10 protein-coding genes are annotated in these 15,928 nt (G+C 45.6%); all 10 read left to right on the plus strand.

Going from position 1 to position 15,928, the window contains the following annotated elements; translation table 11 throughout:
* Positions 1-177 precede the first annotated feature (177 nt).
* Positions 178-3,387: a SusC/RagA family TonB-linked outer membrane protein gene (locus F8C76_RS13650; protein ID WP_152132264.1), complete on the plus strand. Its 3,210-nt coding sequence runs from the start codon at positions 178-180 to the stop codon at positions 3,385-3,387.
* A 20-nt stretch (positions 3,388-3,407) separates the two neighbouring features.
* On the plus strand, positions 3,408-4,856 hold the full coding sequence (locus F8C76_RS13655) for a SusD/RagB family nutrient-binding outer membrane lipoprotein (RefSeq protein WP_152132265.1): 1,449 nt from the start codon (positions 3,408-3,410) through the stop codon (positions 4,854-4,856).
* Positions 4,857-4,934: 78 nt separating this feature from the next.
* Positions 4,935-6,590 (plus strand): alkaline phosphatase family protein, encoded by a 1,656-nt coding sequence (locus tag F8C76_RS13660; protein ID WP_170284031.1) that lies wholly within the window; start codon positions 4,935-4,937, stop codon positions 6,588-6,590.
* 36 nt (positions 6,591-6,626) lie between these two features.
* On the plus strand, positions 6,627-7,865 hold the full coding sequence (locus F8C76_RS13665; RefSeq protein ID WP_249042457.1) for a ComEC/Rec2 family competence protein: 1,239 nt from the start codon (positions 6,627-6,629) through the stop codon (positions 7,863-7,865).
* Entirely contained in the window at positions 7,843-9,213 is a 1,371-nt protein-coding gene (gene pbfA, locus F8C76_RS13670; RefSeq protein ID WP_152132267.1) for a (R)-1-hydroxy-2-aminoethylphosphonate ammonia-lyase, read from the plus strand. The genes F8C76_RS13665 and pbfA overlap by 23 nt, the downstream gene beginning before the upstream one ends.
* Positions 9,213-10,802 carry a fibronectin type III domain-containing protein gene (locus F8C76_RS13675; RefSeq protein ID WP_152132268.1) on the plus strand — a complete coding sequence of 530 codons (1,590 nt, stop codon included), beginning with the start codon at positions 9,213-9,215 and terminating at the stop codon, positions 10,800-10,802. Before pbfA ends, F8C76_RS13675 begins: the two co-directional genes overlap by 1 nt.
* Before the next feature lie 3 nt (positions 10,803-10,805).
* Positions 10,806-11,879 carry a sulfatase-like hydrolase/transferase gene (locus F8C76_RS13680; protein ID WP_152132269.1) on the plus strand — a complete coding sequence of 358 codons (1,074 nt, stop codon included), beginning with the start codon at positions 10,806-10,808 and terminating at the stop codon, positions 11,877-11,879.
* Between the two features lie 152 nt (positions 11,880-12,031).
* A complete protein-coding gene (locus tag F8C76_RS13685) occupies positions 12,032-12,664 on the plus strand; it encodes a Crp/Fnr family transcriptional regulator (RefSeq protein WP_116216910.1) in 633 nt (210 codons plus the stop codon).
* Positions 12,665-12,727: 63 nt separating this feature from the next.
* Positions 12,728-14,461, plus strand: coding sequence for a SulP family inorganic anion transporter (locus F8C76_RS13690; protein WP_152132270.1), 1,734 nt, complete (start codon positions 12,728-12,730; stop codon positions 14,459-14,461).
* Between the two features lie 57 nt (positions 14,462-14,518).
* Entirely contained in the window at positions 14,519-15,928 is a 1,410-nt protein-coding gene (locus F8C76_RS13695) for an MBL fold metallo-hydrolase (protein WP_152132271.1), read from the plus strand.

Genomic DNA, 15,928 nt, shown 5'->3' on the forward strand with positions numbered 1-15,928 from the left:
TCACTTGGTGCAAGATACCATAAAAATTGAATATTTGTAAATAATGTTTAGCTAACATTATGCCGATTCTTTTAACCTTTCCATATCTTTTTTTTAATCTGTTCAACTGCGTGCCTTAACGCTTGTGTTGGATATTTGTTGATAAATAATTAACCAAATTTTACAAATATTCAACAAATGAAAAAAGCATTCGTAGCGTTTATACTTGCCTTTACTGTAAGTATTGTCGGCTATTCCCAAACCACATTTTCAGGTACGGTTGTGGATGAAAACAGTGTACCGTTGCCTGGGGCATCGGTTGTTGTGAAAGGTAGCACCGTAGGGGTGGCTGCAGATTTTGATGGAAACTTTGAAATTGGAATTCCCCGGGAAGGTGGAATTTTGGTGGTTTCCTATATAGGGTATATTGCCCAAGAATTTGATCCTTCCGGAAAGACCATGGCAACCATTATGCTACAACCCGATTCGCAGCAATTGGATGAAGTAGTGGTTACGGCTTTGGGTATCAAAAGGGAAACCAAAAAATTGGCCTATGCCGTTCAAAAAGTTTCCGGGGAAGAGATTTCTGAAGCAAAGGAAACCAACGTGGTCAACTCACTTGCCGGTAAAATGGCGGGGGTTCAGGTCACTGGAGGGAATTCTGGTGTGGGATCGTCCTCTCAAATCATCATCCGTGGGGAAAATTCATTGAATCCTAGCCCCAATGCCAACTCTCCTTTATTTGTGGTGGATGGTATTCCTATCAATAATAATGTGAGCAGCCGTGGTTCCGAAGGTAACATGGAAGTGGATTACGGTAATGGCGCCATGGACATCAACCCGGATGACGTGGAGACCATGACCGTATTGAAGGGTCCCAATGCAACCGCTCTTTATGGTTCCAGGGGTGCCAATGGGGTTGTTCTTATCACTACAAAATCAGGAAGAGGTGCAAGAGGTATCGGTGTTTCATACACCAATAACACCACTTTTGAGGACTTGTTGACCTTGCCTAAATATCAAAACAGATACGGACAGGGATCCGGTGGACAGTTTGCCTTTAATGATGGAGGTCAGAACCGTTCCTTGACCGGAGGGATCAATGATCATGTGGATGAAAGCTGGGGTCCTGCCTTGGATGGACAACTGATTCCACAGCACGATAGCCCAACCACTAGCGGATTGCGTGCTGGGGATGTGCATGTACGACCTAGAAATCCTGATGGCACTTTTGCGGATGAAATCATTGCAACTCCTTTTTCACCGCATTCAAGCAATATTGATGACTTCTTCAGAACCGGCTTTACCATGAGCAACAACATTGCATTGACCGGTGGTAATGAAGATGGAAATTTCAGGGTGTCTTTTACCGATTTGCAGAGCGAGAGTGTTATTCCAAACTCCAACTTTAAAAGACGTTCCTACCAAGTGAACGGGACTTATAACCTGACTGATTGGTTGAAGGTGACAGGATCCATGAACTACATCAATTCCAATTCAAGGAACCGTCCCAACAACTCTTATGGAACGGAAAACGTAATGTACCTATGGATCTGGTTCGGTCGTCATATAGACATGAACGGACTAAGGGATTACTGGCAGCCCGGTTTGGAAAATGTACAACAGTACAATTACAACTATAACTACCATGACAACCCGTTCTTTACGGTTTTTGAAAACACAAATGCTTTCAACAAGGACCGTGTGATCACCAACTTGCGGGCCGATTTGAAGTTGACCAAGGATTTGAGCTTTATGTTGCGCTCCGGGTTTGATTATTCCAATGAACTGGATATGCGTAAAAGGGCTTTTTCAACCCAGCGATTCCCAAATGGGCAGTATCGTGAGGACTACATCTATGCTTATGAGCAGAACACGGATTTCCTATTGGCCTATAATAAGGAGTTGAACGAGGATTTTGACTTTGGAATCTCCATGGGAGCCAACCATCGTTCGGCAAAGAACAGATATCAGCGTATCAGTGCCAACTCATTGTCCATTCCCGGCATCTACAATTTTGGTAATGCTGCCGAGCCTTTGACCCAGAGCGATTACGATAGCAAGTTTACGGTGAACAGTCTCTATGCCTTTTCGAACGTTTCCTATAAGGACTATGCCTTCTTGGATGTAACGGCCCGTAACGATTGGTCGTCCACTTTGCCTGATGGAAACAATAGCTATTTCTACCCTTCGGTCGGAATGAGTTTCATCCTTTCCGATATGTTTGAGATGCCAAAAGCCATCAGTTTTGCCAAAATCCGTGGAGGATGGGCCACCGTGGGGAACGATACCGATCCATACAACTTGGCTGCCACCTATGGTTTTGGAAACACCTTTAATGGATTTTCCAGGGCGTATTCGCCTTCAGAATTGAAACTGTCAGATCTAAAACCGGAAAGAACCAACTCCTTTGAAGTGGGTGCCGATCTACGATTTTTCCAAAGTCGTCTAGGCTTGGATGTTGCAGCATACAAGTCTGTTACCGATAACCAGATTCTTTCCCTTCCAGTCTCCAACACTTCAGGATATGGATCAAGGATCATCAACGCCGGTGAGGTGGAGAATAAAGGTATTGAGGTTACATTGAGCGCAACTCCTGTAAAGACCAATAGCTTTAGTTGGGATACCAACATCAACTTTACTGCCAACCGTGGCGAAGTAAAGGAACTTACCGATGGACTTACCAGTTATTTGGTAAAAGAGAACTATCTGCAAGTGGTGGCCGAAGTTGGTGAGCGAATGGGAGATCTCTATGGAACCGGATTTGAGCAGGTTACCGACAAGAGCAGCCCATACTACGGGCAGTGGATCATAGATGAGAGTTCTGGTTTGCCCATCCGAAGCAATGAACTACGCAATCTTGGAAACTACAATCCAGATTTCATGGTAGGTTTCCAAAACAGCTTCCAATATAAAAACTTCAGGTTCGGATTCCTTTTCGATTGGAGACAAGGTGGGGTGTACCACTCTAGGACCGTTGCCATTGGAGGTACAACAGGAATGTTGGATTTTACGGTGCCAGGACGTGAGACTGGTATCGTTGCACAAGGTGTGATTGATAATGGTAATGGAAGCTATACGCCCAATACGCAGAGTGTGGCCGCATCCAACTACTATTCCCATGTGTATAACAGGAGCAATGAGCAAAGCTCAATGTTCGATGCAACCTATGTGAAACTTCGCGAAGTGAAATTGGGATATACCTTCCCAAGTAAATTATTGGAAAGAACACCGATTAGGTCAGCTACCATTTCACTGGTTGGCCGTAACCTCGCTTTGTGGACAGAAAACGACCACGTAGACCCTGAGACCATTTCTTTCTCCGGAGGCAATATTGTGCCCGGTGTAGAAGACATGGCCCTGCCCAGCACCAGAAGTTTTGGACTGAACCTTAATGTAGAATTTTAAATAGTCAAGACGAAAAAAAGATGAAGACATCAAACATCATAGCGTCAATATTTCTAGCGGGAACCTTAATGGTGTCCTGTACCGAAAACTTTGAAGAAATCAATATGAACCCTAATGCCCCGGAGCAGGTAAGTGCCAACTTGTTGGTATCCACCGTGACCTCGGAAATTACCAGAACACTTACAGAAGAGGGCTACAGCGATGGAAACACCATTACCCAATTGATGGCCAAGAACAACTTTCCTGGGTTTAGCCAATTTGATTGGGGAGATCAAGGCATGTGGAATTTCTTCTACAATTACCTGCCGGAAATCAACGATATTTTGGAAATATCAAGGGCAGAGGGCACACAAAATGCAACCTATGAAGGGATAGCCCTTACCATGAGGGCCCTTAGTTTTGCCAACCTGACCGATTTGTATGGATATGTTCCTTACTCTGAAGCCATGTCTGGTAAGTCAGATGGAATATTTACTCCGGTATATGATGATCAAGAGACCGTTTATAATGGGGTGTTGCAAGATTTGGCCGACGCAGATGCTGCATTGGCCAAAGGAGAGGCAATTGCAGGTTCTTCAGGAGATGTCATCTTCAACGGAGATGCTACCAAATGGAGAAGATTGGCAAACTCATTGAGACTGCGCTATTTAATGCGGATTTCAAAACGTAGGGATGTTTCTGCCGAGATGCAGTCCATCGTCAATGCAGGAAATTATATCGATTCCAATGAGGACAATGCCACATTGGTGTACAGTGGAACCTCTAACACCGATTCTTGGCCGCAGAGTACTGGCCGTATTGGAGGCTTTGACGAGAAAAGCTTGTGTACCACCTTGTTGGACTATTTTGAACGCTTTAATGACCCACGTTTGGACATTTGGTTCGATAGAAACAGTGATGGTGATTGGGTAGGTATCCCTATTGGCCTGAACCAGGACAACGCCCGTGCCTATGATGACGAGTTTAGTCCAAGCAGGTTGGATGTGGAGTTGTTTTACTTTTCTGCCACTCAAGCCGAAGCTTTCATCATGAAAAACTCAGAAGTACAATTTATTTTGGCGGAAGCTGCCGAAAGAGGCATCATTACTGGAAGTGCGGAGAGCTATTACAATGAAGGTATTAGGGCAAGCCTTTCCTATTGGGGTGTTGATGATGCCGACATTGAAGCCTATTTGTTGGAATCCGAAGTGCAATATGATGGCACCTTGGAACTTCTGTTGACCCAAAAGACCATTGCCCTTTGGAATGTGGACTATCAAGGTTGGATGGATTACAGAAGAACAGGCATGCCTGCATTGGAAACAGGTCAAGACGATTTGAACGGAGGATTGTATCCCGTTCGTTTCCTTTATCCTTCATCGGAACAAACCCTGAACAAGGCCAATTATGATGGTGCCGTAAGTGCCATGGGCGGAGCGGGAGACAACATAAATACCAAAGGCTGGTGGGAAACCGGAACCCGGTATTAGTAGAAAAATTCATTCATTTCAGCGAGCAAACGGTTGCCCCTTGAACGGGGCAGCCTTTGCTATTTAAGAGTTATGACCATGATAAAAAAAGCACTTAGTTTGGTTTTGTTGACCGTCTTGGTTTTTGCCTGTGACAAAACGGATAAAAAAGGATTCGCCATAGATCACGTCGTTGTGATTGGAGTGGATGGGATGAGTCCGGATGGTATCAGAAATGCAAATACCCCCATGTTGGATTCCATGGTTCAAAATGGAGCCGCAACCATGCAGGCAAGGTCGGTCCTCCCTTCAAGTTCCAGTCCCAATTGGGCCAGTATGATCATGGGTGCCGATACGGAGCAGCATGGGATCACTTCCAACGGATGGGAAAAATTTGACCATCAATTGCCCCCGGTCGTGGCCACCAAGAACGGTACTTTCCCTACCATTTTCACTTTGTTCAAGGACCAACAACCAGAAGCCCATGTGGGTGCCATTTACGATTGGGACGGTTTTGGACGATTGTTTGAAAAGGACGATGTTGACTTTGATATCAATGGCGACCACGAAGACGGGACTACCACAGATGCAATAACCTACATCAAGGAACACACGCCCAAGTTTACGTTTGTGCATCTGGACCATGTGGATCATGCTGGGCACAGTATGGGCCATGGCAGTGCGGAGTACTACACTTCTGTTGCAAAGGCAGATTCCCTGATCACGGAGATTGTAAAGGCCACCAAAGATGCCGGGATGTTTGAAAAGACCCTTTTCATTGTATCTGCGGATCATGGAGGATTGGGTTACGGACATGGTGGGGAGAGTTTGGCCGAAATGACCATTCCCTTTATCATGTATGGAGCCGGGGTGAAGAAGGGCTATGAAATTGAAGAAACCGTATACCAATACGACAATGCCCCCACGGTGGCCTACGCCATGGGACTGCAAACACCACAAGCATGGATTGGCAGACCTGTAAAAGGGGCTTTTATAGGAAATAAAAAACCCAAACTGACCTACAAGCGAAAAGAGCAGATTACCCAACCCAAGATTCTTCCCGATGCGGGCCATTATGAGCCGGCAGGCGGAGTTTTCAAAGCCGATTCCGTAGCAGTGGTGATACAAAACCCGAACAATAGTGGGGAAATTCGCTATGTGCTGGGGGGTGAGATACCAACGACGGCCAACAGTATGGTTTATCAAGACACCTTCTATCTAAAGGAAACGGCTGTGTTGAAAGCTGCTGTTTTTCAAAATGGAGCCATGGCAAGCACCATGGCCGAGGCCAATTTTAGAATTGTCCCAAAAAGCAAGGAAGACCCCGTAAAGTTTCAGATATTCTATGGGGAAAAAATGGAAAAGCTTCCGGATTTCTCAACCCTAAAACCTGTCAAGGAGGGGTATGTAACGGAGTTCTCCCATAAGCAGGCCTTGAGTCCGGACATTCAACAAGATCAGGTGGCCTTGGTGTTGATAAGCTATTTGGAAATCGAAGAGGAAGGAAAGTATCGCTTCTTCACCAATAGTGATGATGGTAGCAAACTCTATGTGGATGGGATATTGGTAGTGGACAACGATGGGGACCATGGCGTTATGGAACGTAGCGGAACCTTGGAATTGGCCAAGGGACGTCATGAGGTACGTGTGGAGTTCTTCAATGGCGGTGGCGGCTACCATTTGGATGTAAAGTATCAAGGGAAAGATGTTCCCAAGCAGATTATTCCTGCAAATAAATTATACAGAGTCAAGTAATAGATGTTCCACAACCTTAAAAAGTTAGGTTTTTTGATGTTTGCCCTGTCCGTTTGGATTTCACATGGACAGGACACGCAATTACCTGATTGGAAGCCTGGTTTTTTGGATATCCATCACATCAATACAGGTAGGGGAGATGCAACTTTCATGGTGTTTCCGGATGGGACAACATTCTTGGTGGATGCTGGCGATATGTCCGATACCCACCCAAGGACCACATCAAGTAGAAATGCCAAGTTGGTTCCCAACCGGTCAAAAACTGCCCCTGAATGGATTGTGGATTACATAGATCAATTCATACCCAAAAACCAAAATAGGCAGTTGGATTATGCCTTGATCACCCATTACCACGATGATCACTTTGGGGAGGTGGACTCCCTGCGAAAAGTGGCACCCGGAGGGTATCAACTGACTGGGATTATGGAGGTGGGTTCGTTGTTGCCCATCAAAAAACTGATTGATCGCGGATTTGATTTCCCCTTGGATTTAAAGGATGCCAAGGTGCAATCCAGGGAACGTTTCTCCAAGGATGCATATGGCATGGTTCCAACCTTGAAGGAATATTGGAAGTTCATCGCCCATCAATCCAAAGAAAACGGATTGGAAAATGAAGCCTTGAAAGTGGGTGCTACGGACCAAATCGTTTTGAAGCACAATCCAAAGGATTATCCTGATTTTTCCGTTCGAAATATTGCTTCCAATGGAGTAATCTGGACTGGAGAGGATACTAAAACCCATTCTCTTTTAAAGGTAGGTGAGTATCCCGGCGAAAACCCCTTGAGCAATTGCATCAGGATAGATTATGGGAAATTCAACTATTTTACCGGAGGGGATATTGCGGGAATCGATGGATTGGGGCAAACGAACATCAATGCCCTTGAATCGCATGTGGCACCCGTCATTGGTCCGGTTGATGTGGCCACGTTGAACCATCACGGTAATCGGGATTCCCAGAACCCCTATTATGTCCGTACCATTAGGCCGCGGGTTTGGGTCCAACAAAATTGGACAGCGGACCATCCGGGGGAGGAGGTGCTGCGAAGGATCACCTCAAAACAACTTTACCCTGGTGAGCGGGATATTTTCTCCACCATTATGCTTCAGGGCACCAAGGATGTCATAGGAGGCAGGGTGGATCAATACAAAAGTCAGGAAGGACACATTGTGGTTCGGGTGTATGATAACGGAAACATGTACGATATTTATGTGTTGGACGACACATCCGAAGAACGTAAAATACGAGCAAAATATGGACCATACAAAGCAAGATAAACACAGCGGGGAATATGTTGTGGAAGGAGACATCAACCTAACCTCGGCAAGGGGCGAATGGATAGAAGGGGATGTGAACGAACAGACCAAGGAACTTTTGGAAAAGGATGCCAAGTACTTTTTGCATCAATCCATGTCTACCCCCTGTTTGGATGTCTTGAAAAACTGCGAAGGCTCATATATTGAAAGCATTTCAGGTAAAAAATACCTCGACTTCCACGGAAACAATGTGCATCAAATTGGGTTTTCCAACCCCAAATTGGTGGGTCGGTTGACGGAACAATTACAAGGATTGACCTTTTCTACCCGAAGATATACCAATGAGGTGGCCATACAATTTGCCGAAAAGTTGGCCTCGGTCTGTCCAAAAGGCCTCAACAGGGTGTTGCTCACCCCAAACGGAAGCTCCGCCATTGGCATTGCCTTGAAATTGGCACGGGCCGTTACGGGAAAGCACAAGGTGGTTTCGTTTTGGGATTCCTTCCATGGGGCTTCACTGGATGCCATTAGCGTAGGGGGCGAATCGGTTTTTAGGGAGCACATGGGCCCTTTGATGCCCGGTGTGGAACGCATTCCACCCCCCATAACCTATCGGGGCATTTTTGAGGGGAATGAGGATAAGGCTTTGGAGTATTTGGAGTATGTCCTTTCCAAAGACAACCAGATAGGGGCCTTGTTGGCGGAGACCATCAGGAATACCGATGTGCAGATTCCTTCGGAAAAATTTTGGAAAGGGGCGCGCGAGCTCTGTACCAAGCATGGGGTGTTATTGATTTTGGATGAAATACCAATTGCCTTGGGAAGGACTGGGAAAATGTTCGCTTTTGAACACTATGGCATCGAACCCGATATCCTTTGCCTTGGCAAGGGATTGGGAGGAGGGATCATTCCCCAAGCTGCCATTGTAACTAGGGATGAATACAACACCTTTGGGCATATCTCATTGGGGCACTACACCCACGAGAAAAGTCCACTGGGGGCCATGGCAGGCTTGACGGTTCTTGACATCATCGAAGAAGAGAACCTTTTGGAAAAGGTAAAGACCCACGAAGTCTTTCTGAAGAATGCACTCTACAAATTGCACCGAAAATATTCCTTGATCGGCGATGTAAGGGGCATGGGCCTACTTTGGGGCATAGAATTGGTCACCAATAGGACCACCAAGGAAAAAGCTGTTGTGGAAGCCGAGGAGATTATGTACGAATGTCTAAAATTGGGATTGAGCTTTAAGGTTTCCAAAGGAAACGTACTGCAATTATCCCCCCCATTGACCATATCACAAGAAGAACTGGAAAAAGCCTTGGAAATATTGAACGAGGCCTTCCTTAAAACCAACGCAATCGTCTAATGAAAAAAATCAACCAACTTTTATTCTACTTTTTTGTGGGTACGGTCATGGCCGTGGCCCAAGAACAACCCCAAATTTTGGTGCAGCCTTATTTGCAGGATGCACAACCCAACTCCATCATCATCAAATGGGAGACCAGTAGCGGGGAGGAAAGTATTGTGGAATGGGGAACCACGGAAAAATTGGGTAAGAAGGCCCAAGGGATAGCCTATGACATCAACTTTTCGGATACTAGGATCCATGAGGTAAAGTTAACCGGTCTGCAACGGTTCACCGAATACTACTACCGGGTAAGGACGGGCAAGGTGAAATCGGATATTTATCAATTTAAGACCCCACCTTTTGCCAGTGATGAGGAATCGTTCAACATTGTGGCCATGAGCGATATGCAATACGACAGTCAAAACCCCAACAAGTTTTCCGAAATGGTGAATGAAGGGGTGATACCGTACTTGGAACAGGAATTTGAAGGAAAATTGCCCGAAAATTTGGCCTTGGTGATGATTCCCGGAGATTTGGTGGCCACAGGAAGCAACTACAGCCAGTGGAAGAACCATTTTTTTGACCCGGCCCAAAAACTTTTTGCACAGGTTCCCGTATATCCTGTTTTGGGCAACCATGAGCGGAACTCCGTTTTCTATTTCAAATACTTTAGTCTTCCCGAGAATGGCACTCCGGCCTATGCCGAACATTGGTGGTATAAAGACTACGGCAATACCCGGGTGATTGGTTTGAATTCCAATGAGGGTTATCGGGATTTAAGGGAACAATACGAATGGTTGGAAAATCTCTTGGCCGAAACCGAGAAGAATGATGCCATTGACTTTGTTTTTGCCCAATTGCACCATCCCCATAAATCGGAACTTTGGATTCCCGGAGAGGAAGAATCAACCGGAAAAGTAGTGAAGATGTTGGAAGCGTTTTCCACCAAGACCGGAAAACCCAGCATCCACTTTTTTGGCCATACACACGGCTATTCCAGGGGACAGTCACGCGACCATAAGCATTTGTGGGTCAATGTGGCCTCAGCAGGTGGAGCCATAGACAACTGGGGCGAGTTTGAAGGTAGGGATTATGACGAGTTCACCGTGACCCAGGACGAGTATGGATTTGTAATGGTTGAAGTGGATGGTAACCGGGAAGACCCCAAATTCACCATTAAACGCATCAGCAGGGGAAATGAAGAAGATTTTAGGGACAACGAACTTCGCGATAGCATTACCATCTGGAGAAAGGAACGAAAACCAGTTGCACCCATGCCTTTGACTCCAAAAGAAGATCAAGAAGTAGGTATAGAAGGAACCATCCTTAAGGCCGGAGCGTTTGAAAGTGGTCATCAGGGAACTTTCCATGCGGCATCGCATTGGCAGGTTTCGGAAGCCAAGGATTTTGAGAAATTGGCCTTTGAAAGCTGGAAGCAGCATGAAAACTGGTACTACAAGGAAAACAGACAAAAGGATGATGACCTCACGGATGAAAAGACCAGGCGCCTTAAACCAAATACCACGTATTTTTGGCGAGTAAGATACCGGGACCAAAACCTGAATTGGAGCGACTGGTCCGAAATAACATCTTTTAAAACCAAATAAAACATGAAGAACAGGATTTTGCTTTTGATCATGGCATTGGTTGCCATGCATATGGGGAATGCCCAAGACTCGAACAGCACCAAGGTAATTTTGATTACGTTGGACGGGTTCCGTTGGCAAGAACTCTTTACGGGTGCAGATTCCCTTTTGGTAGCGAACAAGGAATACGTTCACAATCCGGATATGTTGAAGAATACGTACTGGAGAGATACCCCAAAGGAGCGAAGAGAAGTGCTTTTACCATTTGTATGGGGCCAAGTGTCCAAAATGGGCCAATTGCATGGCAACCGAAATTTGGATAGCAAAGTGAACCTTACCAACACCATGTGGTTCTCCTATCCAGGCTATAACGAGATACTTACCGGTACTGCCGATGATGCCCGAATCACCAGTAACGATAAGATGAACAACCCCAATACCACCATTTTGGAACGGTACAATAATTCGCCCAAAGGGAAGGGAAGGGTTGCCGCATTTGGGAGTTGGGATGTGTTTCCGTACATCATTAACGAAGAGCGATCAGGGATTCCGGTAAATGCCGGTTTTGAGTCGGCCACCGAAAACTTGAACGAGCGCGAGAAATTCCTTAACCAATTGCAGGAACAGATTCCGAGTCCTTGGGGCAGTGTTCGGTTGGATGCCTTTACCCATCATTATGCCTTGGAGCACATGAAAAAAGAGCATCCCAATCTGGTCTACATTTCCTACGGGGAAACCGACGATTTTGCACATGATGGGGACTATCAGTCTTATTTGAAATCGGCCCACAACACAGATGCCCTGATCAAGGAACTTTGGGAGTTTACCCAAGAAGATGAATTCTATAAGGATCAAACCGTTTTTTTGATCACCACCGATCACGGTAGGGGCACCCAACCCTTGGATACCTGGAGAAGCCATGGAAGTAAGATTAACGGTGCAGGCCAAGTTTGGCTGATTGCTTTTGGAAAGGGTGTCAAAGCGTTGGGAGAGATGGAAAATGAACAGCTATACTCCAATCAGATTGCCCCCACGGTGTTACAGCTCTTGGATATTCCCATGGTCAAGGAAATAAAGGGGAGTCCCTTAAAATTATAAATACGTCAGTTTTATTTTCAGTTAATTAGTTTGAGTTAGTTTGTCAGGGCCCGCACTTTGTGCGGGCCCTTGCTTTTTATGGATTTTCATCTTGGCCACGGTCATGGGTGTTTTTGCCTAAAATGGTTACCTTAGAGGGGTATAACTATCATATGAAAGAAGAACTTTTAGGAATATTCAGCTCCCATTTTGAGCAACCCCTTATTGATGAGATTATTGAAGTCGGCAAGTGCATGGAAGTCCCTGCTGGCGAGACCATCATGGATATCGGAAACTATATTAGAAGTATTCCATTGCTGCTTTCTGGGGCCATTAAAGTATTGCGGGAAGATGATGAGGGGGATGAATTGTTGCTTTATTATTTGGAGCAAGGGGAGACCTGTTCCGTGACCATGGCCTGTTGTATGGGTCACACCCAAAGTGAAATTAGGGCCATTGCCGAAACCGATGCCAAAATTATGATGGTGCCCGTCCAAAAAATGGAAGAATGGATGGCCAAGTACAAAGGATGGCGCAATTATGTGTTCGAAAGCTACCACAACCGATTGAATGAACTGTTGCAGACGGTGGACAGTATTGCCTTTAAAAATTTAGATCAACGTTTGGTGGACTATCTCAAAAAGAAGATTGAGGTGACCAACGACAATCAGATACGAAGTACCCATCAAGAGATTGCCTATGACCTGCACACCTCTAGGGTGGTAATATCACGCTTGTTGAAAAAGCTCGAGAAAATGAAGAAATTGGTCCTTCACCGGAACTATATCCAGATTTTGGATCTATAGGTCTGTGCCTTTGGTTACTGTAAAGCAATACACGGAACCGTATTTTTGTTCAAAACCAACCCTATGCTTAAACGGTTTTTTCCCTTTTTATCGTGGTTGAAGACCTATAATCGTTCACTCCTTTATGGGGATCTCATTGCGGGACTTACCTTGGGGGTCATGTTGGTGCCTCAAGGGATGGCCTATGCCATGATTGCAGGAATGCCACCCATTTATGGACTTTATGCAGCGTTGGTTCCGCAGATCGTTTATGCGTTGACAGGTACATCGCGCCAACTGGCGGTGGGCCCGGTGGCCATGGATTCCTTATTGGTGGCGGCTGGCATAGGGGCGTTGCAATTGGCCAATATTGAAGACTACATTTCGGCGGTACTTTTCTTGACGCTTCTTATTGGTTGTATACAGTTGCTTTTGGGCTTCCTGCGAATGGGCTTTTTCATCAATTTTTTGTCCAAACCCGTTATCAGTGGATTTACCTCAGCAGCAGCCATTCTCATTGGATTGGGACAACTGAAGCATATTTTTGGGGTCCAAATTTCACAATCCAGTAAAATACACCAGCTGCTGGGAAATATTTTTGGCAGTTTGGGGCAGATCAATCTTTACGCATTGGGATTGGGGATTGCCGCCATTCTCCTTATCCTTTTCATGAACCGCATCAGCAAAAAGATACCCACTCCCCTGATCATCGTTATTGTGGGAATCTTGGCCGTTTTGTTTTTGCATTTGGAAACCAAGGGAATCCAGGTGGTTGGAGAGATACCCAAAGGATTGCCCAAATTCCAAAGCCCGGAATTCCAATGGGAAAAAATGGGGCAATTGCTGCCCATTGCCATTACCGTGGCCCTGTTTGGGTTTATGGAATCCATTTCCATAGCCAAAACCGTTGAAGAGAAACACCATGAGTATGAGTTGGATGCCAATCAGGAACTTCGGGCCTTGGGCCTTTCCAATCTTTTGGGGTCTTTTTTCCAATCGTTCTCCGTATCAGGAAGTTTTTCAAGAACCGCGGTCAATGATCAGGCGGGGGCAAAGACGGGCATGTCGCTTATATTTAGTGCATTGCTGATTGGGGCGGTGCTCTTGTTTTTGACTCCCTTGTTCCACGATTTGCCCGCTGCGGTATTGGGGGCGATCATTTTGGTATCGGTTTTTGGATTGATTGATATTAAATATCCCGCCATGCTTTTCAAGAGCAGAAAGGATGAATTCATGTTGTTGATCGCTACCTTTTTATTGACCCTTTTCATAGGATTGATCGAAGGAATTCTTTTGGGGGTGTTGCTTTCCCTTTTGTTGTTGGTATATCGCATTTCCAACCCCCATATAGCCATTTTAGGTCGAATCAAAGGGACCAATTATTTCAAGAATGTGGACCGATTTGCCCAAGAGGTCGAAGTGGATGCTGACAAGCTCATCATTCGGTTTGATGCCCAACTCTATTTCGGGAACAAGGATTATTTCAAAAAACAACTCTATCAACAAATAGCAAGAAAGGGAGATGCACTACGGTATATAATCCTCAATGCGGAGGCCATCAATTATATTGATAGTAGTGCGACGACCCTTTTGGAACGCATTATTTTGGATTTGCGAGAAAAGGGTATCCAATTGCTGATAACGGGGGCCATCGGTCCAACGAGGGACATTCTGTACCACAGTGGACTTATCGATATTATTGGGGAGGAAAACCTTTTCGTCCAGACGTTTGAAGCCGTGGACTATTGCTCCGATCAAAAGGAACGAACGGGAATTCAGAAAAGGATCTCACTCCAATCCAAGACAAAGAGTTTGTAACTTTGGTAACTGTACGGGTAAAAGTAGTCATGTATTTTTGACAAAAACCAAGAAAAAATGAAAATAGAACAGATATACACCGGATGTTTGGCCCAAGGGGCGTACTACATAGAGAGCGAAGGCGAAGTGGCCATTGTGGATCCCCTTCGGGAAGTAAAGCCATATATTAAAAGAGCCAAGGAAAGCGGTGCTACCATAAAATATATTTTTGAGACCCATTTCCATGCCGATTTTGTAAGCGGGCACGTGACCCTTTCCAAGGAAACCGGTGCGCCCATTGTATATGGTCCTACGGCAAAACCATCGTTCGATGCCATCATAGCCGAAGATGGGCAGGAATTTAAATTGGGCAAAGTCACCATCAAAGTGTTGCACACACCGGGGCATACTATGGAGAGCACCACTTATTTGCTAAAGGATGAAAACGGAAAGGACCATGCCATTTTTAGCGGGGATACTTTGTTCTTGGGTGATGTGGGACGTCCGGATTTGGCCCAAAAAGCGGCACATATGACGCAGGAAGAATTGGCGGGCACTTTGTACGATAGTCTTCGCAACAAAATTATGCCCTTGGCCGATGATGTCATTGTATACCCGGCACACGGAGCGGGTTCTGCCTGTGGTAAAAACATGATGAAGGAAACCGTGGACACCTTGGGCAATCAGAAGAAAATGAATTATGCCCTACGGGCAGATATGACCAAGGAGGAATTCGTCAAGGAAGTCACTGATGGGTTGTTACCTCCTCCCCAATATTTCCCGTTGAACGTGAAAATGAACAAGGAAGGATATGAAGATATCGATACCGTATTGGAACGGGGAACACAGAGTTTGAGCCCAGATGCCTTTGAGGTGGCGGCCAACGAAACAGGCGCCGTGGTCTTGGATGTTAGGAATCAAGCTGATTTTGCCAAAGGCCATGTGCCACGATCTATTTTCATTGGATTGGACGGGAGTTTTGCCCCATGGGTAGGTGCTTTGATCGCCGACGTGGAACAGCCCATTCTTTTGGTGGCTCCCGAAGGACGTGAGGAAGAAACCATAACCCGACTTTCAAGGGTTGGATTCGATGGTACCTTGGGATATTTGAAAGGCGGATTGAAAGCATGGGAAGCAGCAGGCAAGGAAGTGGATACCGTAAAAAGTGTTTCTGCCGATGAGTTGAAGAAAGCCATAGAGGAAAATGCACCTGTATTCGATGTTAGAAAAGAATCGGAATACAAGGCAGAGCATGCCGAGAATGCTATTTTGACCCCCTTGGATTATATCAATGATCACCTATCCGAGTTTCCGGACAAAGAAACTTTCTACATCCACTGTGCGGGGGGATATAGAAGTATGATTGCGGCCTCTATCCTGAAGAGTAGGGGAATACATAATCTTATTGATGTAGCTGGTGGTTTTGCCGCCATGAAAACCGCGGGGATTCCCGTAACGGATTATGTTTGTCCAACTACTTTAAAATAA

This window comes from Flagellimonas olearia, assembly GCF_009184425.1.
Lineage (GTDB): Bacteria > Bacteroidota > Bacteroidia > Flavobacteriales > Flavobacteriaceae > Flagellimonas > Flagellimonas olearia.

Coding starts and splice junctions, on each gene's coding strand:
- F8C76_RS13660 (WP_170284031.1), top strand. CDS start 4,935: ATGATAAAAAAAGCACTTAGTTTGGTTTTGTTGACCGTCTTGGTTTTT.
- F8C76_RS13675 (WP_152132268.1), top strand. CDS start 9,213: ATGAAAAAAATCAACCAACTTTTATTCTACTTTTTTGTGGGTACGGTC.
- F8C76_RS13680 (WP_152132269.1), top strand. CDS start 10,806: ATGAAGAACAGGATTTTGCTTTTGATCATGGCATTGGTTGCCATGCAT.
- F8C76_RS13655 (WP_152132265.1), top strand. CDS start 3,408: ATGAAGACATCAAACATCATAGCGTCAATATTTCTAGCGGGAACCTTA.
- F8C76_RS13665 (WP_249042457.1), top strand. CDS start 6,627: ATGTTTGCCCTGTCCGTTTGGATTTCACATGGACAGGACACGCAATTA.
- F8C76_RS13650 (WP_152132264.1), top strand. CDS start 178: ATGAAAAAAGCATTCGTAGCGTTTATACTTGCCTTTACTGTAAGTATT.
- pbfA (WP_152132267.1), top strand. CDS start 7,843: ATGGACCATACAAAGCAAGATAAACACAGCGGGGAATATGTTGTGGAA.
- F8C76_RS13695 (WP_152132271.1), top strand. CDS start 14,519: ATGAAAATAGAACAGATATACACCGGATGTTTGGCCCAAGGGGCGTAC.
- F8C76_RS13690 (WP_152132270.1), top strand. CDS start 12,728: ATGCTTAAACGGTTTTTTCCCTTTTTATCGTGGTTGAAGACCTATAAT.
- F8C76_RS13685 (WP_116216910.1), top strand. CDS start 12,032: ATGAAAGAAGAACTTTTAGGAATATTCAGCTCCCATTTTGAGCAACCC.